This is a genomic window from Xanthomonas vasicola pv. musacearum NCPPB 4379 (genome assembly GCF_000277895.2).
Classification (GTDB): Bacteria; Pseudomonadota; Gammaproteobacteria; order Xanthomonadales; family Xanthomonadaceae; genus Xanthomonas; species Xanthomonas vasicola.
In genome coordinates, this window is sequence record NZ_CP034655.1 from 343,159 (window position 1) to 364,696 (window position 21,538).

Genomic DNA, 21,538 nt, shown 5'->3' on the forward strand with positions numbered 1-21,538 from the left:
CGAAAGCGGGCCCGCCTGAAGGAATGGTTAGGCGTCTGATGGTTTTAGATGTAAAAATGGGTCTCCATATCCCCAGAACGTCCCGCCTTTGTATGCGTCGGGTAACCTCGGTGCAAACAGAGCGCTGCGCATAGAGAGATCGACCGATACATGCTCGCCAACTACAGCGTGGTGAAAAAGCTGCAACGCCAAGAACTGAGCGCTGACCGCGTTTAGCGCAGCCTCCAGAGTTGCGGCTGAAAAATGCGCAGCTCGCTCATGTTTGAGTTTGTTGTAGCTTTTGCTCCACCAGTCTGGTCTTTGGCCGCTGGTCCAGCCTTTCCAGGGGCAAAAATTCAATTGATAGTGAGGTATCGCGATCTCACATTGAGTCAGTAGAGGATACTCGGCGACCAAAGGCGGGTAATAGTCGGTGATCTTCTTCGCTTTCCCAGAAGGATTCAAGTGCGCGCAAAGCTCCTGCCAAATTGAGTCGACTTCGGATGCCGCCAGTACGATCAACTTCGCGAACTCGTTGGAGTAACACGCGTAGTTCTGGCGAGAGAGCTCCACGTATCTCGAGCATGCCACGAGCTCGGTTTCAACTGCGAGGAAGTAGTTCCAATGCTTTGGTGTGGTTGGCATGAGGCGCCTAACGCTTGAATTAAGTCGCGCCACGAAGTGGCGTCGCCTTGAATGAGTGGTTAGGCGGCGACCTCACAACAAGCGGTGCAGCGGGTGGTTCTTTGCTGCAAAGCTGAGTACCCAAGGGGCCTCCTCACGGGTGTAGATAAAGCGCTGCGTGTTGTGCGCGGATCTGCGGTTGAGCTCCAGAACAATGGAGCGGTCAGTCGTAAAGTATTGGGGTCTTCCCGAATTAGCCCTGTTTGCCCAAAAGCAAACCTCAGAACTAAGCGGAAAGCTCAGTTCGGATTCGTGCGCGGCGATGCCCACTGACTTGAACAAAAAAGTCGGATTGTCACAGGTGATGAAGCTTTCACCAGGGCTGACTAGGAAGTGCCAATTCATTGATAAGAGGCCTTGCACGGTTCTGGGTGTCGCTCCGCTTTTCAGTGTGTGGTGCCAGAAGTAGTCCGGCGGGTCTTCCTTGTATGCGGAGATGATCCGACCTACTTCTTCCTTGCGCCTAGTTGCGGCCTCTGAGAGATCCGGCTCAGACGCGGCTATTGCGTCCAACTGCTGCACGACCTGCATCTTGATCGTTTCAGCTAGGCTCGGTATGTGCCCTGCCACTCGCTTGCGCCCAGCAGGCACGCGCTGCCACATAGCGATGATGTAGGCGGCAAGCACCTCACGATCCTCGTCTCTGAGCTTGAGCCGCTTACGTGCTCGGTCGATCACGTCTTGGGCTGGCCCTTCGACAACGTTTGCTAGGTGCTTTTCAAGCTCCTCGGTGTACATGCCGGTTTCATTAGCTAGCGACTTGACCTGGGTACGGAAAGATCGGCGCGCCCGAACGTCATGTCCCCACACCTTCACTCCATCAGCGAATCCGAGCAGGTAATGCTGGGGCAAGTAATGGTGTCCCATAGCCGCCTAACTACTATTGGACCGCCTAAAAGCGGCGTTGCGCCAAGTATCGACTAAGCCCGGATATCTGTGAAGGAGGAATTCCTATTCCGCAGCAATAACTTGCCGGATGGGAACTGACAGTCTCGGCGCCGATGCTGGTTGCGTTATCCGACGTTTGAGCAGGCGTATGAGTTACACCCGTGACGATGCAGGCGTAACGACGCGCCTGACCCCGAAGCTGCTGGATCAGGTCGGTGGTCGGCTGCGGCTTCGCCATTACAGTCTGCGTACTGAGCAGGCGTATGTGGGATGGATTCGACGCTTCGTTCTGGCAAACGGCAAACGGCAAACGGCAAACGGCAAACGGCAAACGGCAAACGGCAAACGGCAAACGGCAAACGGCAAACGGCATCCAGGACAGATGGGGCAAATAGAGGTCGAGGCGTTTCTCACCGAACTGGCGACGCGGGGCCAGGTGTCGGCGGGCACGCAGAATCAGGCGCTGGCGGCACTGCTGTTCCTGTATCGCGAGGTTCTGGGCGTAGAGTTGCCCTGGATGGAGAATCTGGTGCGCGCCAAGCGGCCGCGGCGCATTCCGGTGGTGCTCTCGGCCGACGAGGTCGCGCGCTTGCTGACGATGCTGGAGGGGTCTTGTCGGCTGATGGCGGGGCTGCTGTACGGAAGCGGGATGCGGCTGCTGGAATGCCTGCGCTTGCGGACCAAGGACGTGGATGTGGTTCGTGGCGAGATTGTGGTACGCGATGGCAAAGGGGGCAAGGATCGGCAGGTGCCGCTGCCGCACATCCTGCGTGGAAAATTGATGCAGCAGCGCGAACGAGCGCTGTTGTTGCACGATGCCGATCTTGCTGAGGGCGCAGGACGTGTGTTCCTGCCACATGCACTGGCGCGCAAGTATCCCAATGTCGATGTCGAGCCTGGCTGGCAGTATCTGTTCCTCGCCGCGCGTCGCTCTGTGGATCCGCGCAGTGGGCGCGTTGGTCGGCATCATCTATCGGAAGAAGTCCTGCAGCGTGCGGTGCAGGTGGCACGGCGCCAGGCTGGCATCACCAAGCCTGCAACCTGCCACACGCTGCGGCATGCGTTTGCAACACATTTGCTGGAGGCGGGCCACGATATTCGCACGGTGCAGGAACTGCTCGGCCACAAGGACGTGACAACCACACAGATCTATACGCATGTGCTGGGACGCGGTGCATCGGCGGTACGTAGTCCGCTGGACGGACTCAGCGGTCTTGGTGGCGACGCGTAAAAACGCGCAGCGCGGCGACGCAGTGGACGGATGCTTGCTGCCACGCCAGTGAAATCGCGTGTTCTGACACACCAGAGCGTGCGATGAGGACAGCCAATCGCCGCACTGGCTTGCAGCGACTCAGCAGTCCACCGCGCGCATGTTGCGATGACTGCGTTGCACAGCATGGCCTACCGATGCGTTGCATCGCGCCGGCCATCCGAAGCCAGCTCGCTTCGCCCCGCTCGCCGGCCTCAGCCGTCCAGCAACGCCTTATTCCGCACCGCACCCTTGTCCGCACTGGTCGCCAGCAACGCGTACGCCTTCAAGGCCGTAGTGACCTTGCGCGGGCGCACTTCCACCGGCTTCCAGCCCTTGGCGTCTTGCTCTGCGCGACGAAGGGCGAGTTCCTCGTCCGAAATCAGCAGGTCGATCGAGCGCTTGGGAATATCGATCAGGATCTTGTCGCCATCGCGCACCAGGCCGATCGCGCCGCCTGCGGCGGCTTCTGGCGAGGCGTGGCCGATCGATAGCCCCGAAGTGCCGCCGGAGAAGCGGCCGTCGGTGAGCAGGGCGCATTGTTTGCCCAGGCCCTTGGATTTGAGGTAGCTGGTGGGGTAGAGCATTTCCTGCATGCCGGGGCCGCCCTTGGGGCCTTCGTAGCGGATCACCACCACATCACCTGCGACCACCTCATCGGCGAGGATGCCTTTCACAGCAGCATCCTGGCTCTCGAACACGCGGGCAGTGCCTTCGAACACGTGGATGGATTCGTCCACGCCTGCAGTCTTCACCACGCAGCCGTCGCGCGCGATATTGCCGTACAGCACGGCCAGGCCGCCTTCCTGCGAGAACGCATGTGCAACATCGCGGATGCAGCCGTCACTGCGGTCGGTATCCAGGCTGTCCCAACGCGTGGCCTGGCTGAAGGCGATCTGCGTGGGAATGCCGGCCGGGCCGGCTTTGTAGAACGTGTGTACTGTTTCATCGTCGGTCTGGGTGACATCCCATTGCGCGATGGCATCGGCCAGCGTGCGTGTGTGCACGGTGGCAGCATTTGTATGCAGCAGGCCGCCGCGTGCGAGTTCACCGAGAATGGCCATGATGCCGCCGGCGCGATGCACGTCTTCGATGTGGTACTTGGGCGTATTCGGTGCGACCTTGCACAGCTGCGGCACGCGCTTGGACAGGCGGTCGATATCCTGCATGCCGAAGGCCACCTCGCCTTCCTGCGCGGCGGCGAGCAGGTGCAGGATGGTGTTGGTCGAGCCACCCATGGCGATATCCAGCGTCATCGCATTTTCGAAGGCTTCGAAGGTGGCGATGCCGCGCGGCAGGGCAGTGGGATCTTCGCCGCCGTACCAGCGGTGACACAGTTCCACCGCCACGCGTCCGGCGCGCAGAAACAGTTGCTCGCGGTCCGCGTGCGTGGCGACAACCGTGCCGTTGCCCGGCAGCGACAGGCCCAGCGCTTCGGTCAGGCAGTTCATCGAGTTGGCAGTGAACATGCCCGAGCACGAGCCACAGGTGGGGCAGGCACTGCGTTCGAACTCGGCCACCTTTTCATCAGAGGCGGTGTCGTCGGCGGCGATCACCATCGCGTCGATCAGGTCGAGCTTGTGCTCGGCCAGCTTGGTCTTGCCGGCTTCCATCGGGCCGCCGGAGACGAACACGGTGGGGATATTGAGCCGCAGCGCGGCCATCAACATGCCGGGGGTGATCTTGTCGCAATTGGAGATGCACACCAGCGCGTCGGCGCAATGCGCGTTGACCATGTATTCGACCGAGTCGGCGATGATCTCGCGGCTGGGCAACGAATACAGCATGCCGTCGTGGCCCATCGCGATGCCGTCGTCCACAGCGATGGTGTTGAACTCCTTGGCCACGCCGCCGACGCGTTCGATCTCGCGCGCGACCAGCTGACCAAGATCCTTCAGGTGCACATGCCCGGGCACGAACTGCGTGAACGAGTTGGCGATGGCGATGATGGGCTTGTGGAAGTCGCCATCACGCATGCCGGTGGCACGCCACAGGGCGCGGGCGCCGGCCATGTTGCGGCCGTGGGTGGAGGTCTTGGAGCGGTACTCGGGCATGGCGAATTCGACGGCTGAGTGGCGAGCGGTGGCTGGCAATTAGAACGCGTCGTGACCGTTGCTGCTGCAACCGTCACTGCACGCGCAGGGTCTGCACGTTAGCACGCACGCCGGCGTGCACCTGCAGTGCAGCGGTGGGCGCTGCCGGCATGCCGTGCAGATGCCGCTCGTGCGCCATCGCCTTGCGAGCCCGCACGTGCGCGGCGTCGTTGGCCTGTCATGTAATGCGATGTAAACGTATGCGCCCGGGCATGCAGTGGCAGGAGTGCGAACTGGCGCCCAGATCCGGGCGCTGGGGCACGGTCACCATCGAGCGGACCGGTGCGGCCGAGGGGAGCTGCGCCGGCGAGGATCTTTCCAACGGCACCGCAGGAGGCGCCCCGATGTCCGACCATCCATCTCCACGCCGCGCAACAGCGGCATCGCCCCACTCCACCACGCCACCGGTCGCCGGCGGCATCACCCGCCGGCGTGTCCTGCAAGGTGCGGCCGGCGCCGCGGTCGTGGCCACCACCGGCTGGGCAGGCCGCGCAGCCGCGCAAGGCGCCAGCCTGCCGTTCGCTGGCCTCAACCTGTCCGGCCTGGCCTCCAATAGCTATGTGGAGAACGCCGAGATCGGCACGCATTACCGCGCCATCACTGCCCAGCATGTGGCCGCGGCAGGGAACTGCCCGTTCTTCCGTCTGCCGACAACCGCTGCGCGCTTCACGCGTGGGCAGGGTGCGCTGTTGAACGAGAGCTACTGCAAGCAGGTGCAGGACGCGCTGGACAACATCGCTGCGCGCGGCAAGCGCGCCATCGTGGAGTTGCACGATTACATGCGGCTGCCGCAGCGGGTGGCTGCCAAGAGCGGATATCGGCGCGATGCCAGCGGTGCAGTCGTCGATGCGCGTGGCAACCGCGTCGGCGATCTGGCGGCGGCCGAGCTGTGGGCCGACACCTATCCGCTGCGCAACTTCAATTACGCAGGCTATCTGGACAGTCGCGACCAGCTGCTCAAGCTTTACGAATACCGGGTGATCGGCACGCCGGGGTGCACGCTCTACAACGACGCCGGCTTGCCGGATCTGTGGGCGCGTATCGTCAACCGGTTCAAGCAGCATCCGGCGGTGTTCGGCTGGGGCGTCATGAACGAGCCGTACCAGGGCGCCGAGCGCAACGCCGATGGCAGCGTGCTGTCGATGGCCGCACATTGGCAGAAGACCGCCACCGCCTGCTCCAAGGCCATCATCGATCGCGATCGAAACCATTTCGCCTTCGTGTGCGGCAACGGTTATGCCAGCGCCCGGCGCTGGCAGGACGATTCGATGGACCTGTTCGACATCCCGGACCCATACGATCGCATCGTGTACGAGGCGCACAACTATCTCGACAGCAACGGCAGCGGGGGCGGTAACTGGATCGGGCCCGGTGGGCGCAACGAGGTGATCCAGCCGGATACCGGCATCAACATGGTCAGCCCGTTTATCGAAGCGCTGCAGCAAGCCGGCAAGCGCGGTTATCTGGGCGAGCACGGCTATCCGGCCGGCAATCGCAGCGCGGAGATCGCCACCACGCGCATGCTGGCGCATCTGCGGGCCTACAACATTCCCAGCACGCAATGGTGCTTTGGCCCCGGGTGGCCGGAAGACGACGTGCTGGGCATGAGCCGCGACGCGGGTGCGGACATCCAGGCCAAGGCCAACCTGGCTGCGGTGCAGGCCTTCTTCGACGTGCGCCTGTCCAGCTACGTTCCGCCCCGCTAGCCGGCATCGCCGCCGCTGCCGGGAGGCGGCGGCGGTTTACACTGCGGCATGCACCTGGACATCCCCTGCCGCGCTGGCTGCGCGGCCTGCTGTATCGCCCCATCAATCAGTTCGGCCATTCCCGGCATGCCGCATGGCAAGCCGGCGGGGGTGCCGTGCGTGCAACTGGACGGGCAGGGCCGCTGCCGCCTGTTCGGCCTGCCGACGCGGCCAGCGGTCTGCGCCCGCCTGCGTCCGTCCCAGGACATGTGCGGTACATCGCGCGCCCAGGCGCTGGCCACGTTGACGGCACTGGAGCACGCCACGCAGCCGTAGCCGCGCACTCCGGTACCGTCACGCCCGCGCCATGCACGCTGATGGCGCTGCGGCTCAGCTGGCGGGCGAGGCGCCCCGGTATTGGTCCTTGAGCCGCACGTAATGTTGCGCGGAGTAATGCAGGCTTTCGATTTCCTTGTCGCTGAGCGTGCGCGCCAAACGTGCAGGATTGCCCAACCACAACTCGGCTTCGCCAACCACCTTGCCCGGGCCGACCACCGCACCGGCACCGACGAAGCCATAGCGTTTGACCGTTGCGCCATCGAGCACGCAGGCCCCCATGCCGATCAGGCACAGGTCCTCGATCGTGCAGGCATGCAGGATGGTGCCGTGGCCGACGGTGACGTCCTCGCCGATCACCGTGGGGTAGCCGGCCTTGTTGAACGGGCTGTGGTGGCTGACGTGGATGATGGTGCCGTCCTGCACGTTGGTGCGCGCGCCGATCTGCACATGATTGACGTCGCCGCGAATTACGGTACCCGGCCAGACCGAGACGTCATCGCCCAGGCTTACCTTGCCGATGATGGTGCAGGCAGGATCGACGTAAACGCGGGCACCCAGCTGCGGGGTGTGGTCCAGGAAGGGGCGGATCGGGGTCACAGCATCTCCGTCAAGTCAGCGTGCCGCCTACTGCGGACACGCTGCGGATGATACCTGCGCTGCGGTTGCCGCCGGGGCAGCAGCAGGGCAGTGCGCCGCAGCACTCAACGGGCGGATGCAATGCGTGCGAGGCCGCTGCCAGACGTCAGCAGGTGGGACGAGGTCCAATGGATTGTGCCGCGACGGCAGCTACCCCAAAGCCGCGGACAGCACGTCACGCGATGCATCCGAAGACATCGCAGCGCTGGCCAAGCGCGTTGGCGCATTTTCCGATAAGCGCACAGCGCTGCGGTCATCGGTCTTGAACCGGCGGTGCAATCGGCTAGCGTGTGCAGGCGGTGGCAAGCCACTATGCATGGGTGATCGCACGCATCGCTGTTCCGCCGCGCAGCCCGGCCTTGCGCACTGCGCCGTTCAACGTCGACTGCAGCGCTTTCGGACCATTCCTTTCTCACACTACAGGGCATGCCAATGCGTCAGCACACTGCATCGTTTGGGCACTTCGTGCTGGAGCGCATGACACCGTTCCAGTGGAGGGCCGTTGCGGTATGCGTGTTGCTGACGATGCTCGATGGCTTCGACGTGATGGCCATGGCGTTCACCGCGCCGCACGTGTCGGCGGACTGGCAGCTGTCGGGCAAGCTGCTGGGTATGCTGTTCAGCGCGGGCCTGATCGGCATGGCGCTTGGCGCGCTGGGGTTGGCGCCGTTGGCAGACCGCATCGGCCGTCGCGCGCTGACGCTGGCATGTTTGGCGATCCTGACCATCGGCATGGGTATGTCCGCACTGGCCAGCACTGCATGGCAGCTCGGGGCGCTGCGGCTCCTGACCGGTCTGGGGATCGGCGGTATGTTGGCCTGCGTTGCGGTCACGGCAGGGGAGTTTTCCAGCCCCCGTTGGCGCAACACTGCCATCGTGCTGCAGGTGACCGGCTACCCGGTCGGTGCCACGCTGGGCGGCATGATTGCCGAACTGTTGATGCAGCAATGGTCGTGGCCTGCGGTGTTCGTACTCGGGGCAGTGGCATCGTTGCTTTGTGTGCCGTTGGTGTTTGCATTCCTGCCCGAGTCGCTGGAGTTCCTGATCATGCGCCGGCCACCCGATGCCGTCGCGCGCTTCAACGCCGTGCTGGCGCGGATGGGAATGCCGCCGCACGACGCGTTGCCGCCGCTACCGCCGCAGTCTGCCACGCAGGCACAAGGCTATCGGGCCCTGTTTGACGTTGCCATGCGGCGGCACACGCTGCTGATCGCGCTTGGCTTTTTTTCGCTGATGTTCGCGTTCTACTTCGTGATCAGCTGGACGCCGAAGCTGCTGGTGACCGCTGGCTCGTCGGCCACCGAGGGCGTCACGGGCGGGGTGCTGTTGAATCTTGGAGGCATCGGCGGCGGCGTGCTGTTCAGTGGGTTGGCCTCGTGCGTGCGGCTGTCGCGCCTGACGATCGGATCCCTGTTGCTGATGGGCCTGACGATGCTGGCCTCCGGCCTGTGCACGACGCAGTTGAGCTGGGCGTTCGCTGTCGCCTTACTCACCGGGGCAGCAATGTTCGCTGCGGTGGGCGGCATGTACGCCATTGTTCCGATCGTCTTCAACGCTGCGGTGCGCTCGACTGCGCTGGGCTGGGCGATCGGGGTGGGGCGCTTCGGTGCGATCCTGTCGCCGTTCTGCGCCGGGGTGCTGCTGGACGCCGGATGGTCGCCGGCCATGTTGTATCTGGCCTGCAGCGTGCCGTTGCTGTTCGCCGTCGTCGCCGTGCTGGGGATGCGGCTGCCGAACCGCTGAGCGGCCCGCCTACAGCCGCGTCCGGCGTCACATCCAGGCCTTTCGTCGACCCGGTCGCGCGCCAAAGAAATCGTGCCATGTGCCGATAACACCGCAGACCGCCAAGCCGTGGCGAACTTTCCCTGGACATTGTGCAGACCAGCGCCGGCATGCTCAGAACCATCGACTCAGATCAACTCCGCCCCGGCATGTATGTCTACAAGCTGCTGGGCGCGTGGGTGCACCATCCGTTCTGGAAGACGTCGTTTCTGGTCGATTCCGACGATGTGGAGAAGATCCATGACAGCCGCATCGAGCAGCTGGTAATCGACACCGCGCGCGGGGTGGATGTGGAGGCGCCCACGAGCTCTGGCGCGTCTGCCGAACCGGGCGTACCGCCGAGTCCGGCGCCTGCGGCGCCTGAACCGCCGGAGCCTGCTGCCGAACCGCGTAGCGTGCGTACCAACAGCGTCACCGCGCAGGTCGGCATCGAAGCCGAGGTGGTGCGCGCACGCCGCATTTTCGAAGACGGCCGCGACATGGTCGAGGCCATGTTTCGCGATGTGCGGCTGGGGCGCACCGTCGACACCGAGGCGGCCATGCCGCTGGTGGAAGCCATCAACGACTCGGTGCTGCGGCATCCGCAGGCCTTGATCAGCGTGGCGCGGCTCAAGACCGCCGACGACTACACCTATCTGCATTCGATGGCCGTGGCCGGCCTGATGAGCGGGTTGGCGCGCCAGCTCGGCCTGCCCGAGCCGCAGGTGGTGGAAGCGGCGATGGGCGGCCTGCTGCACGACATGGGCAAGGCGGTGACGCCGTTGGAGATTCTCAACAAGCCCGGCCGGCTCACCAGCGCAGAAATGGAGGTGATGCGCCAGCATCCGCTGGACGGCCATCGGCTGCTGGTGGCTGGCGGCGTGCAGAATGCGGTGGTGCTGGAAATTGCGCTTCATCACCACGAAAAGATGGATGGCAGCGGCTACCCGAATCAGTTAGTCGGCGAAAATATTTCGTTGATGTCGCGAATGGGCGCGGTGTGCGACGTCTACGACGCCATCAGCTCGGACCGCCCTTACAAACGCGGCTGGGATCCGGCCGAATCGCTCAAGCAGATGGCGTCCTGGAAGGGCCATTTCGACCCGGTGGTCTTCCAGGCCTTCGTACGCCGGCTGGGCATCTATCCGGTTGGTTCGCTGGTGCGGCTGGAGTCGCAAAAACTCGCGGTGGTGATCGAGCAGAGCCCTGATTCGCTGCTCAAGCCCAAGGTGCGCGTGTTCTATTCGGCCAAGTTGCGCAGCCACGTGCTGGTGCAGGACATCGACCTGTCGCGCCCGGACTGCCAGGACCGCATTGCGCAGATGGAAAGCCCCAGCGAGTGGGGCTTCCGCGATCTAGAAAAACTCTGGTTGCCCTAAGTGGGCGGCATAGGCGCCGCGGCAGTGGCGTGCTTGTGCCATGCAAGCCGACGCCGTGCCATCACCTTCAGCAGATATCCCAGCCGCACGTCTTGCGGCTTGCGACCAGCATGTGCTGCAGCCAGCAGCCAGCAGCCAGCAGCCAGCAGCCAGCAGCCAGCAGCCAGCAGCCCACAGAGCGCTTCCCGGCTAGCGAGCGCGACCATGCTGCGCTGCAGCTTGGCAATGTAGTTATGATAAATAAATATTCCGGAACGCAATCACTTGCCGCCCGGAATCATGTCCCAGTCCTGTCTGGATCACTGCCGTCCCACACCAGCTGCCGCGCTATGCCGCCGTTGCAAGGCGCGTGTGCGGAAGGGCGGCGTGCTGGATATGCGGACAGCGCATGCATCGGCGGCGTGGATGTCCACATCGACAGGCCTGGCCGCGTCTACAATACGGTGCACGCCGGGGATCGGCGTTGCGGATGGGGCGCATCGCGCGTACCGGTCCGCCCGCTGCCTTTGTTGTGAGAGCTGCCATGCCCATCACTGCCCCTGCTGCGCCCTTGCCCGATGCCGTCACCACGGTGGATCAGGCGCGTCTGCTGCGGTTGCTGGGGTATCGCATCACCCGCACCGAGTTGTTGATCCGGCGGATGTTTCAGGAGTGCGTGGCAGCGTTCGACCTCAAGCCGGTCGATTTCTCGCTGCTGATGCTGGTGGATGGCAACCCGGGCATCAATCAGCGCCAGATCGGCGATGTGCTGCACGTATCGCCGCCGAATCTGGCGATCTTGGTGGCCAGGCTGGTCAAGCGTCGCCTGCTGCGGCAGGTGCGTGGACGGCAGGACCGGCGCATGCAGCATCTTTCGCTGACCGCGGCCGGTGCCGCGCTACTGGCCGCCGCCGAAGCCGAAGTGCTGCGCATGGAACAGCAACTCAGCGCTGTGCTCGGATCCAGCGAAGCACCGCTGTTGCGCGCCCTGGACCGCTTGGATCGTCTGGACACACCGTAACGCGGCTCCGTCGGTCTGCTGTCGCCCGGCAGCGACTCTCAACGAAGGTTTCGATGGCATGTGCTGTGCGCAGCGCGGCGCATGCGCATGGCTGACGTTCGTAATGTGACACGTGCCGCTAATCCCTCCGAATGCTGGAGATGTCTGCAGTGATTCGATCATCGGTGATGCGTGGCGCTGGGATGGCAGCAACGTGGCAGGTCCGCGCGCTGCTCGGTGTGTTGGGAGGGTTGGCAGCAGGCGCGGCACTGGCGCAGAGCGCGCCGCAGGGCGTACCGCAGAGCGCGTCGCTGACCAATGGCGTCAACACCGGTGGCACCAGCTTTCTGGACGGGTTCACCAGCACCACACCCGGGTTGGCGGTCATCACCTACCTGCGGCATAACGCGTTGGATGCAATCAAGGACGCCCGTGGCAACGATGTACCGGTGTTCGACAACCCGCGTATCGATTCCACCGTGCTGCTGACCCAGTTCGCTTACGTCACGCCCTAGAAATTGTTTGGCGGATCGCTGGGCGTCACTGCACTGGTGCCGCTGGTCAATTTGGAGACCTCGTTCGGCCGCAACAGTATTGCCACGCTGCGCGACAACGGCGCCGGCTTGGGCGATGTGACATTCGGGCCATATCTGCAAATGCCGCCGGTGATACGCAACGGGCGAGCGGTGTTCTCGCAGCGATTCGAATTCGACGCCGTGGCGCCGGTTGGCAAGTTTGACCGCGACCGCGATCTCAACCAGGGCTCCGGTTACTGGTCGCTCATTCCCAGCTACGCATTCACGGTGCTTCCCACGCCCAATTGGGAAGTCAGCGCACGCATTAACTACATCTACAACTTTCGCAGCGAGCGTCGTCCGAACGTGTCGCCCGGCTTCGACTTCCGTAGCGGTCAGGCAGGCGATGCAGGCTGGATCAATTTCGCCACCTCCTGGGAACTGACGCCGAAGCTGCGGCTGGGCGTCAACGCGTATTACCTGACCCAATTCCGCGACAACCGCACCAACGACGAGCGCGTGCCGGACAGCCGTCAGCGCGCGTTCTATGCAGGGCCGGGTGGCGTATGGCGCTTTGATGCCAAGAACATCCTGTTCGCCAACCTCTACCTACCCGTCGAAGTCAGGAACGCAGCGTCCGGCACCAACGTGAATCTCGAATATGTCCATGTGTTCTAGCGCCGGCACAGCTGGCTCCTTCGAGGATGGCAATGAATTTACACAACAAGACGATCGTGGTGACTGGCGTGGCGTCGGGCATTGGCGCGGAGGTCGCACGGCTTGCACGGTTTCATGGCGCTAAGGTGATTGGTGTCGATCGCACGCCGGTGCAAATGACACTGCACGGTTTTCATCAGGCCGATCTTGGCGACCTGGCATCCATTGATACCTTGGTGAAGGCATTGCCGGATCACATCGATGCGCTGGCAAATATTGCCGGCGTGCCGGGCACCGCGCCGGTGGATGTGGTGGCGCGGGTGAACTATCTGGGCCTGCGCCATCTGACCCAGGGGCTGCTGCCGCGTATCGTGTCGGGCGGTTCCATCATCAATGTCGCTTCAATTCTGGGCGCCGAGTGGCCGCAGCGTCTGGACCTGCACAAGCAGTTGGCCGCGACCGACAGCTTCGAAAGCGGCAGTGCATGGCTGGCGGCGCATCCGGTGCCCCACGACACTTGCTACCAATACTTCAAGGAAGCGTTGATCGTGTGGACCTTGCTGCAATCGCGGCCCTGGTTCGCCGACCATGGCGTGCGCGTCAACAACGTGTCACCGGGCCCGGTGTTTACGCCGATCCTGGACGATTTCGCCGCCATGCTCGGCGAGGAACGCGTCAAGGAAGATGCCAAGCGCATGACCCGCCCGGCGTATGCCGACGAAGTGGCCGAGGGCATCGTCTTTCTCGCATCCGACGCCGCCCGCTGGATCAACGGCATCACCCTGCCGATCGATGGCGGGCTGGCTTCCACTACGCTCTAATCCACCACATTTTTTTGCAGGAGGCTAGACCATGAATGCTCTTTCCAGCGCAGCGGACGCTGCAACAAACGCACCCGCGTGGCATGGTTGCATCTTCAATGGCGAATGGGTGCCCGGTCACGGCGGCAGCTTGGCTGTCCATGAGCCGGCAACCGGCGCTTTGTTGCATGAAGTCGGCAAGGCCGACCTGGCCGATGTCGCGACCGCTATCGCACAGGCCAAACAAGCACAGCGCGCCTGGGCTGCGACCTCGCCGCGCGAACGTGCTGCGGTCTTCCATCGCGCCGCGCAAGTGATGCAGGCGCGCAGCGCCGAAGCCACGTTACTGATTGCGCTCGAAACCGGCGGCATCCTGCCCAAGGCGCAGCGCGAGGTGGACGAAGCGGTGGTGCTCTACCAGCAGGCGGCTGGAATGCCGCTGCAGGCCAGCGGCCAGATGTTGCCGACATCAGCCGGCCAACTTAGCCTTGCACGCCGCCTGCCGTTGGGCGTGATCGGAGTGATTTCGCCGTTCAATTTCCCGTTGGTTCTGTCGCTGCGTTCGGTGGCGCCGGCACTGGCAATGGGTAATGCGGTGGTTCTCAAGCCCGACCCGCGCACGCCGTACACGGGCGGAGTGATCATCGCGCAGGTACTCGAAGAAGCGGGTCTTCCCAAGGGCTTGTTGCACGTGTTGCATGGCGATGCGCAGATTGGTCAGGCGCTGGTGAAATCGCCGGATGTTCCGATGATCGCATTCACCGGCTCCACGGCTACCGGCCGCCGCATCGGCGAAATCGCAGGGCGCCATCTGAAGAAAGTCTCATTGGAACTGGGTGGCAACAACGCACTGATCGTGCTCGACGACGCGGATCTGGACAAGGCCGCCTCGGCCGTCGCATTCGGCGCTTACATGTACCAGGGCCAGATCTGCATGGCCACCGGACGTGTACTGGTACAACGCGGCGTAGCGCAGGCGCTGACTCAGCGGCTGGCCGAAAAGGCGCGCCATCTGCCGGTGGGTGACCCGGTCAGTGGCACTGTCGCATTGGGTCCGATCATCGACCAGCGCCAGCTGCAGCGCGTCATCGACATCGTCAGCGATAGCGTCGCCGCTGGTGCGGTGGTCGAAGCTGGCGCCACCAACCAAGGCCTGTTCTACGCGCCCACCGTGCTGTCCAATGTGCGCCCCGGCATGCGTGTGTTCGACGAAGAAGTGTTCGGGCCGGTGATCAACATCACCGTGTTCGACACCGACGACGAAGCTGCCGAGTTGGCCAACCAGGGCGAATACGGGCTGGCGGCAGGCATCCTGTCGGCATCGGTCTCGCGGGCGCTGGCGTTGGGCGAGAAGTTGCACACGGGTCTGCTGCATATCAACGACCAGACGGTGGCCGATGAGGTCGTCAATCCGTTCGGTGGCACCGGTGCGTCGGGCAACGGCACCAGCGTCGGCGGCCCCGCCGATTGGGAGCAGTACACGCACTGGCAATGGCTGACGATCAAAAACGAAGTGCCGCAGTATCCGTTCTGAGTGAATTGGCTTGGTGATGGAGTGGCTGAAACGTTATCTCCATCTTTGGACGGATGGAGAAATGTGCTTGGCTCACTCGTATTGGCTGTTTGGAAATGCCTTGCATCATTTTTAGATGCAAGCAAAGGCTTAATTGGTCGAGCGCGCGGTGCCCTCACCGCTTGCGGGACACGCCGTAGACCCATCGCTGTGGGCCCGATGGCGGCATCCATGCCGCCAACGGTCCCGCAAGCGGCGAGGGCACCGCACCAGAACGTTGGTCGGCAGTTTTATGGCAGCTGCTTGTGAAACGCAGGCGCTTCTGCATAGCGAGCGAAGGTCGCCTGTCGATTGCGCTGACAGACCGACCAACGTGACTGGTCCTTGCGCGCTCACCGTCGCAGGACCCTTGGCGGCATGGACCCCGCCAAGGAGCTTACATGGACCTACTTGTAGCGTGTCCTGCGATGGTGGGCGGGCAAGGACCTTGCAGCGAGTCTCTAAATCACTCTTCCTCCGACGCGGACAGCGAGTAAGCAACATCGCTGTGTTGCCGTTCTTACTCGCCAGTGCGAAAGCGCGTCGGCGAGCAGCCGGCGTGGCGTGCGAAATAGCGACTGAAATAGGCAGCGTCGAAAAATCCAAGGCCGGCGGCAATCTGTTGCACGCTTAGGCTGGTGTAACGCAATGTGCGGCGTGCTTCCAACATGATCCGGCGCTGCAGCAGCTGCAGTGCGGAGGCGCCAGCCAAGCGCTGGCACAAGGCGTTGAGGTGACCGGGCGTCAACCCAAGGTGATCGGCATAGCGCGAAATCGGCCAGTGCGCGCGGTAGTGCTGGTCGATCAAACTTTGATAGGCGCGGAGATGGCGCAGTGCGTGATCCGTCTGCGGGCTGATCGCCGTGGCGTCCTGTGCGCGTTCCAGCGCCGTGCGTGCCATCCAGATGACCAGCTGCGCCGCCGCGGCCTGCGCCGCGATGTCATGGCCGATCCGTCGGCGCGCATGGTCCTCGGCAATGCTGCCGAACACCACATCCAGCCATTTGCGCGCGTGCTGCACCTGCACAACTGCTGGCGTCGTCAGCACCTGTTGCAGCAATGGCGCAGCGCTCAGCGTGGTCTTGACCAGCGGCATGCACATGGTGATGACGTGTCCGCGCACCGCCGGGTCGAATGCGAAACCATGTACGCAAAGCGGTGGAAGCCACACCACGCTTGTGCCGCGCAGGCGTTGCGAGCGCCCATCCAGCTGCAGCGTCGCCGGCCCGCGTTGCACGTAGACCAATTGCGCTAAGTCTTCATGTCGATGCGGGACGATCTGCCAGTCGTGCAGCCGGCTGCGCGCGGCAATCGATTCCCAGTGCAGCAACTCCGCGGCATCGGCGTGTTGCTCGCCGTACAGGCCGAAAGCAGGGACTGCAGCAGCGTCGGGCGTAGGTGGGGCCATCGTCGAAAAGTCCAAGGACTGCACGCAATCATCCCTTCAATGCGCGGGTTTGGCTACTGACACTGCCTGCATCGCCATTCAGACCAGGAACAGTGCATGCGAACGCAGGTTGCGATCATCGGCGCCGGCCCATCCGGCCTGTTGTTGGGTGAACTATTGCGGCTCGCCGGCATCGACTGCGTTATCGTCGAGCGGCAGACACCCCAGCATGTGCTGTCGCGTATCCGCGCCGGTGTGCTGGAGCAGGGCAGTGTGGAACTGCTGCAGCGTGCTGGCGTCGGCGAGCGGTTGCAGCGCGAAGGCCTGCTACATCACGGCTTTGAGTTATCGCTCGATGGGCAGCGCGAGCGCATCGACCTGCTGCGCGGCTGCGGACGGGGCGTCACCGTTTACGGGCAGACCGAGGTCACCGCCGATCTTATGGACGCGCGCGAGCGCAGTGGGGCACCTACGCATTACAACGCGCAGGACGTGACCCTGTGCGATGTGGAGGGCACTGCGCCCGCTGTGGAATTCACGCAAGACGGCCAGCGCAAGCGTCTGGACTGCGACTACATCGTCGGCTGCGATGGCTATCACGGCGTCAGCCGCGCCAGCATTCCCGCCAAGCGACTGCGTCTGTTCGAGCGCGTGTATCCATTTGGTTGGCTCGGCGTGCTGGCCGACACGCCACCTGTGCACGAAGAGCTGATCTACGCGCGCCACCCACGCGGGTTTGCACTGTGTTCGATGCGTTCGCCCACCCGGACGCGTTATTACATCCAGGTGCCTGCGAGCGCGCAGGTGGATGCCTGGAGCGATCAGACGTTCTGGGACGAGTTGCGTACACGGCTGCCGCCTGCATTGGCGGCGCAGCTGGTCACCGGCGCATCGATCGAGAAAAGCATCGCACCGCTGCGTAGTTTCGTTGCCGAGCCGATGCAATATGGCCGCTTGTTCCTGGCCGGCGATGCCGCGCATATCGTGCCGCCCACAGGCGCAAAGGGGCTAAATCTGGCACTGGGCGATGTCGGCCTGCTGGCGCAGTTGTTCGAGCGCTGGAAAACAAGCGGCGACGCCAGCGTGCTGCAGCAGTACTCGGAGCTAGCCTTGCAGCGCGTGTGGAAAGCCGAACGTTTCTCGTGGTGGATGACCACGCTGTTGCACTGCTTCGACGACGAAGACGAATTCACTACGCGGCTGCACGGAGCGGAGTTGGATTATCTGCTCGGTAGCGAAGCAGGCCGCACGACGCTGGCGGAAAACTATGCAGGCCTACCATTGGCTGTGCTGTCGGATTGATGCGGCATGGATGATGCCGTGATGTCCCAGGCCGCGTAAGGACTACCCAAGACCTGGGCGGCATGGTTGTAAAGATTCAATGACGCCCTGGCTCCCTACATACGATGTGAGCGCACTGCAGCACTCCGATAACATCGCTTGATCGCACATAGCAGTCGCACATTCGTTGGCTTTGCTGCGGTAATCGCACAATCAAGAGCAACATCAGGACAACCCTGCGCACGTTGCAGCAAAGCACTGGCGGCAAGCACGTGGGTTATGTTTTTCTCACCATTTGTTCTGCAAGTGCCCAGGTGCACCTCTAGGCACCTAGCGAGCGAGTGAACGTCACCGGTAGGGTGGCGTTGACGCATAGATGCGGCTGCAAGGACGCGTCATTCCCCTGCTCAACGGAACACCGTGCTGGCATCCACCGATGAACGCACTGCCATCCTCCACCCAGGAGTATCCCATGAAGAAGTTGCCCACCCGTGCCTTGCTATTGGTCATGCTGGTAGCGCCAGTAGCTGCGTTTGCGCAGACCGCGGTCACTGCAAATCCCAACCATCAGAAGATGCTGCTCGGCTCCACCTGGTATGAAACTGCAAACAAGCGGCTGGTCTACGATTTCTGGCGCACCGTGCTTGAGGCGGGCCAGGTGCAGTACGCGCCGATGTACATGGACAAGAACTACATCCAGCACAATCCGAACGTGGCCAATGGGCGCGATGCGTTCATCGCTTTTCTCACCTCTCTCGTGAAGCCGACGCCGGTGCAGCCGCGTGTGCAGCTGCCATTGGTGGCCATCACGGCTGACGGCGATCTGGTGACGTTCGTGTCGGTGCGCACCTTGCCCAATCCCAATAAGCCGGGCACCACCTACACCACCACCTGGCTCGATATGTTCCGGATCGAAAAGGGGGTAATCAAAGAACATTGGGACACGGACACCATCTCCGGCCCCAGCACTGGCGGCCAGTAACGACGGCCGAAGGCAGGGCTGCATTGCGCAGGCCTGCCTGCTTCGTTATTGCAGATGGCTATCCGGTCTAAGCGCCGACCGCATGAATTGCAGATAGCTATGCGGTCTAAGCGCCGACCGCATGATGGGCGCTGTCGTTTTGACGGCAACCATCAGCTGATGCGGAAACCCATCGTCGCTTCCACTGCTTGCTGCCAGCCGGCGTACAGCGCTTCGCGCTTGTCGTCGGCCATGGCCGGTTCGAAGCGGCGATCCACTGCCCATTGCTTGGCAATTTCTTCGCGGCTGCACCAGAACCCGGTTGCAAGCCCTGCCAGATACGCCGCACCGAGTGCGGTGGTTTCGGCGACTTCCGGGCGGAGCACCGGCACATTGAGCATGTCGCTCTGGAACTGCGCCATAAAGTCGTTGGCGATGGCGCCGCCGTCGGCACGCAGTTCTTTCAGTTCGATTCCGGAATCACTCTGCATCACGGTAAGTACGTCGCGGGTCTGGTAGGCCATCGATTCGACCGCCGCACGTACGAAGTGTTCCTTGGTGGTGCCACGCGTCAGCCCGAACACGGCGCCGCGAATGTCGCTACGCCAGTACGGCGCGCCCAGGCCGACGAAGGCCGGCACGATGTACACACCGTCATTGTCGCCGGCGCGCTCGGCATAAGCCTGCGAATCGCTGGCCTTGCCCAACATACGCAAGCCATCGCGTAGCCATTGCACCACCGAACCGGCGACGAAGATGGCGCCTTCCAGCGCGTATTCGACCTTGCCGTCGATGCCCCAGGCAATCGTCGTCAATAAACCGGCCTTGGAAGCCACCGCTTTGTCGCCGGTATTCATCAGCATGAAACAGCCGGTGCCGTAGGTGTTTTTCGCCATGCCCGGCTCGAAGCACGCCTGGCCGAACAACGCGGCTTGTTGGTCGCCGGCGATCCCGGCAATGGGCACTTGTTCGCCGTAGAAATACTGGGTCTGGGTCATGCCATAGACCTCGCTGGACGAACGCACTTCCGGCAGCATCTGCGCGGGCACGTCCAGCATGGCCAGCAGCTCCACGTCCCACTCCAGCGTGTGAATGTTGAACATCATGGTGCGCGAGGCATTGGTGTAATCGGTAACGTGCACCTTGCCGCCGGTGAGGTTCCAGATCAGCCAGCTGTCGATGGTGCCGAATGCGAGCTCGCCTTTCTGCGCGCGTTCGCGCGCACCTTCCACATGGTCGAGAATCCACTTGACCTTGGTGCCGGAAAAATATGCATCGATCAGCAGGCCGGTCTTGTCGCGCACCATCTGCTCATGCCCGGCTTCCTTGAGCTGGGTGCAGATGTCCTTGGTCTGCCGGGATTGCCACACGATGGCGTTGTAGATCGGCTGGCCGGTGGCCTTGTCCCACACCACCGCGGTTTCGCGTTGATTGGTGATGCCGATCCCGGCGATCGCGCGTGCATCGATCTGCGCGTTGTTCAGCAACTCGGTGATGGTGGTATAGACGCTGGTCATGATCTCGCGCGGGTTGTGTTCTACCCAACCCGGCTGCGGAAAGATCTGGCCGAATTCGCGTTGCGCCACACCGGCCACCTTGCCCTGGCGATCGAACAACATCGCGCGCGAACTGGTGGTGCCTTGATCGATCGCAAGGACGTACTGCTTTTCCATCGGAGATTCCTCGAACAATGCCGGCATGGGCGCACGGCGAGAAAGGTCGGTGCGGACGGGCGATGACGTGTGGCCAATGATGGCTTGGCCACCGCTGACCTCGGGCGTCGTCAGAGTGATTGTCGGCTTAGCGCAATGCCATCACGGCGGATCGAGCGGTTTCGCGCCGCCCTGCAGATGGCGCACGCGCGCCGGCAGGAACGGCAGGATCAGCCACTGATACGCCAGCGCGCCGAGCGGCCCGCCGATCAAGGGGCCAACAATCGGGATCCACCAATAGTTGTCCTTGGCCGGCAACGCGGCCTCGCCCCAACCGGCGAAATACGCGAACAAGCGCGGGCCGAAGTCGCGCGCGGGGTTCATCGCCCAGGCTTCCAGATAGCCCATCGACGCACCCAGCGTCGCCACCAGCAAACCGATCATCAACGCGCCGGAGTTGGCAGTCGGTGCGGCTTCGTTGAACTGCTCGGTGATGGCGAAGATGCCGAAGATCAGGAACGCAGTGATGATGATCTGGTCGACCAGCGCATGCATCGGCGTGACCGCCAGCCCCGGCGCAGTGAAGAACACCCCCGCCGCGCCACCGGTCTCACGCGTGAGCTGATGCAGCTGGTTGAAGTGGTCGATTACCGGTCCATACAACTGATAGACGGTGGCCGCGCCCAGGAATGCGCCGATCACCTGCGCAACCCAGTAAGGGAGCACTTTCTGCCAGGAAAGTCGCGGAACAACGCCAGTGCCAGCGTCACCGCCGGATTGGCGTGGGTGCCGGATACCGAGCCGGTGACGTAGATCGCCAATGTCACCGACAAACCCCAGGCAATGCACACGCCCCAATACGCGTTTTGGTAAGGGCTGGGGTCGTACAGGATGTACATCGCTGCCACCGAATCGCCGAGCGCGATGATGATGAACATCGCCACCGCTTCGGAAATCAACTCACCTATGAGTTGCCGGCTCATGCGCGCAGACCCGCAGTGTCAGCGATGCAAACAACAGGATGCAGCGCGTTTACTGGCGCGCAGCGGTGGTCGTTGATG

17 protein-coding genes and 3 pseudogenes are annotated in these 21,538 nt (G+C 63.0%); 11 read left to right on the forward strand and 9 right to left on the reverse strand.

The window, feature by feature from the left end; all coding sequences use genetic code 11:
- Nucleotides 1–27: 27 nt before the first annotated feature.
- Together KWO_RS01545 and KWO_RS01550 are read right to left on the reverse strand one after the other, a co-directional pair.
- Nucleotides 28–501, reverse strand: coding sequence for a hypothetical protein (locus tag KWO_RS01545; protein ID WP_238692671.1), 474 nt, complete (start codon nt 499–501; stop codon nt 28–30).
- A gap of 195 nt (nt 502–696) precedes the next feature.
- Nucleotides 697–1,530, reverse strand: coding sequence for a DUF4238 domain-containing protein (locus tag KWO_RS01550; RefSeq protein WP_010377254.1), 834 nt, complete (start codon nt 1,528–1,530; stop codon nt 697–699).
- Between the two features lie 169 nt (nt 1,531–1,699).
- Here KWO_RS01550 and KWO_RS01555 point away from each other — a divergent pair, with 169 nt between their 5' ends.
- Complete coding sequence (locus tag KWO_RS01555) at nt 1,700–2,782, forward strand: integron integrase (protein WP_113622527.1); 1,083 nt, start codon at nt 1,700–1,702, stop codon at nt 2,780–2,782.
- Between the two features lie 233 nt (nt 2,783–3,015).
- Here the strand turns inward: KWO_RS01555 and ilvD are convergent, their stop codons facing one another.
- Together ilvD and KWO_RS23255 are read right to left on the reverse strand one after the other, a co-directional pair.
- Nucleotides 3,016–4,854 carry a dihydroxy-acid dehydratase gene (gene ilvD, locus KWO_RS01560; protein WP_010369020.1) on the reverse strand — a complete coding sequence of 613 codons (1,839 nt, stop codon included), beginning with the start codon at nt 4,852–4,854 and terminating at the stop codon, nt 3,016–3,018.
- Between the two features lie 73 nt (nt 4,855–4,927).
- Nucleotides 4,928–5,050 (reverse strand): hypothetical protein, encoded by a 123-nt coding sequence (locus KWO_RS23255; RefSeq protein WP_256133535.1) that lies wholly within the window; start codon nt 5,048–5,050, stop codon nt 4,928–4,930.
- 187 nt (nt 5,051–5,237) lie between these two features.
- On the opposite strand from KWO_RS23255, the gene KWO_RS01565 reads away from it, so the two are divergent.
- Both KWO_RS01565 and KWO_RS01570 read left to right on the forward strand, forming a co-directional pair.
- On the forward strand, nt 5,238–6,599 hold the full coding sequence (locus tag KWO_RS01565) for a glycoside hydrolase family 5 protein (protein ID WP_026113222.1): 1,362 nt from the start codon (nt 5,238–5,240) through the stop codon (nt 6,597–6,599).
- Nucleotides 6,600–6,716: 117 nt separating this feature from the next.
- Entirely contained in the window at nt 6,717–6,914 is a 198-nt protein-coding gene (locus tag KWO_RS01570) for a proteinase inhibitor (RefSeq protein WP_238692677.1), read from the forward strand.
- Nucleotides 6,915–6,968: 54 nt separating this feature from the next.
- On the opposite strand, the gene KWO_RS01575 is transcribed toward KWO_RS01570, so the two are convergent.
- Both KWO_RS01575 and KWO_RS23340 read right to left on the reverse strand, forming a co-directional pair.
- Nucleotides 6,969–7,514: a gamma carbonic anhydrase family protein gene (locus KWO_RS01575; protein WP_010377272.1), complete on the reverse strand. Its 546-nt coding sequence runs from the start codon at nt 7,512–7,514 to the stop codon at nt 6,969–6,971.
- Nucleotides 7,511–7,741: pseudogene (locus tag KWO_RS23340) on the reverse strand (hypothetical protein). The gene KWO_RS01575 and the pseudogene KWO_RS23340 overlap by 4 nt, the downstream one beginning before the upstream one ends.
- A gap of 244 nt (nt 7,742–7,985) precedes the next feature.
- On the opposite strand from KWO_RS23340, the gene KWO_RS01585 reads away from it, so the two are divergent.
- The 6 genes and pseudogenes from KWO_RS01585 to KWO_RS01620 all read left to right on the forward strand — a co-directional run bounded on the left by KWO_RS01585 (nt 7,986) and on the right by KWO_RS01620 (nt 15,178).
- Nucleotides 7,986–9,296, forward strand: coding sequence for an MFS transporter (locus KWO_RS01585; RefSeq protein WP_010377273.1), 1,311 nt, complete (start codon nt 7,986–7,988; stop codon nt 9,294–9,296).
- A 149-nt stretch (nt 9,297–9,445) separates the two neighbouring features.
- Nucleotides 9,446–10,693 carry a cyclic di-GMP phosphodiesterase gene (locus KWO_RS01590; RefSeq protein ID WP_010369003.1) on the forward strand — a complete coding sequence of 416 codons (1,248 nt, stop codon included), beginning with the start codon at nt 9,446–9,448 and terminating at the stop codon, nt 10,691–10,693.
- A 469-nt stretch (nt 10,694–11,162) separates the two neighbouring features.
- Complete coding sequence (locus KWO_RS01600; protein ID WP_010377274.1) at nt 11,163–11,693, forward strand: MarR family winged helix-turn-helix transcriptional regulator; 531 nt, start codon at nt 11,163–11,165, stop codon at nt 11,691–11,693.
- 131 nt (nt 11,694–11,824) lie between these two features.
- Nucleotides 11,825–12,865 (forward strand): annotated as a pseudogene (locus KWO_RS22385) (SphA family protein).
- Between the two features lie 32 nt (nt 12,866–12,897).
- Nucleotides 12,898–13,665 (forward strand): coniferyl-alcohol dehydrogenase, encoded by a 768-nt coding sequence (locus KWO_RS01615; protein ID WP_010377275.1) that lies wholly within the window; start codon nt 12,898–12,900, stop codon nt 13,663–13,665.
- Nucleotides 13,666–13,696: 31 nt separating this feature from the next.
- Nucleotides 13,697–15,178: a benzaldehyde dehydrogenase gene (locus tag KWO_RS01620; protein WP_010377276.1), complete on the forward strand. Its 1,482-nt coding sequence runs from the start codon at nt 13,697–13,699 to the stop codon at nt 15,176–15,178.
- 538 nt (nt 15,179–15,716) lie between these two features.
- Here KWO_RS01620 and KWO_RS01625 read toward each other — a convergent pair.
- The gene (locus KWO_RS01625; RefSeq protein ID WP_017113342.1) at nt 15,717–16,604 is read right to left on the reverse strand and encodes a helix-turn-helix domain-containing protein; all 888 of its coding nucleotides are present in this window, start codon (nt 16,602–16,604) and stop codon (nt 15,717–15,719) included.
- Between the two features lie 96 nt (nt 16,605–16,700).
- Between KWO_RS01625 and pobA the strand changes: the two genes are divergently transcribed.
- Together pobA and KWO_RS01635 are read left to right on the forward strand one after the other, a co-directional pair.
- Nucleotides 16,701–17,885 (forward strand): 4-hydroxybenzoate 3-monooxygenase, encoded by a 1,185-nt coding sequence (gene pobA, locus KWO_RS01630; protein WP_010368991.1) that lies wholly within the window; start codon nt 16,701–16,703, stop codon nt 17,883–17,885.
- Nucleotides 17,886–18,336: 451 nt separating this feature from the next.
- Nucleotides 18,337–18,846, forward strand: coding sequence for a nuclear transport factor 2 family protein (locus KWO_RS01635; RefSeq protein ID WP_010377278.1), 510 nt, complete (start codon nt 18,337–18,339; stop codon nt 18,844–18,846).
- Between the two features lie 152 nt (nt 18,847–18,998).
- On the opposite strand, the gene glpK is transcribed toward KWO_RS01635, so the two are convergent.
- Nucleotides 18,999–20,498 (reverse strand): glycerol kinase GlpK, encoded by a 1,500-nt coding sequence (gene glpK / locus KWO_RS01640; RefSeq protein ID WP_010377280.1) that lies wholly within the window; start codon nt 20,496–20,498, stop codon nt 18,999–19,001.
- A 141-nt stretch (nt 20,499–20,639) separates the two neighbouring features.
- Nucleotides 20,640–21,460: pseudogene (locus KWO_RS01645) on the reverse strand (MIP/aquaporin family protein).
- Nucleotides 21,461–21,538: the final 78 nt, after the last annotated feature.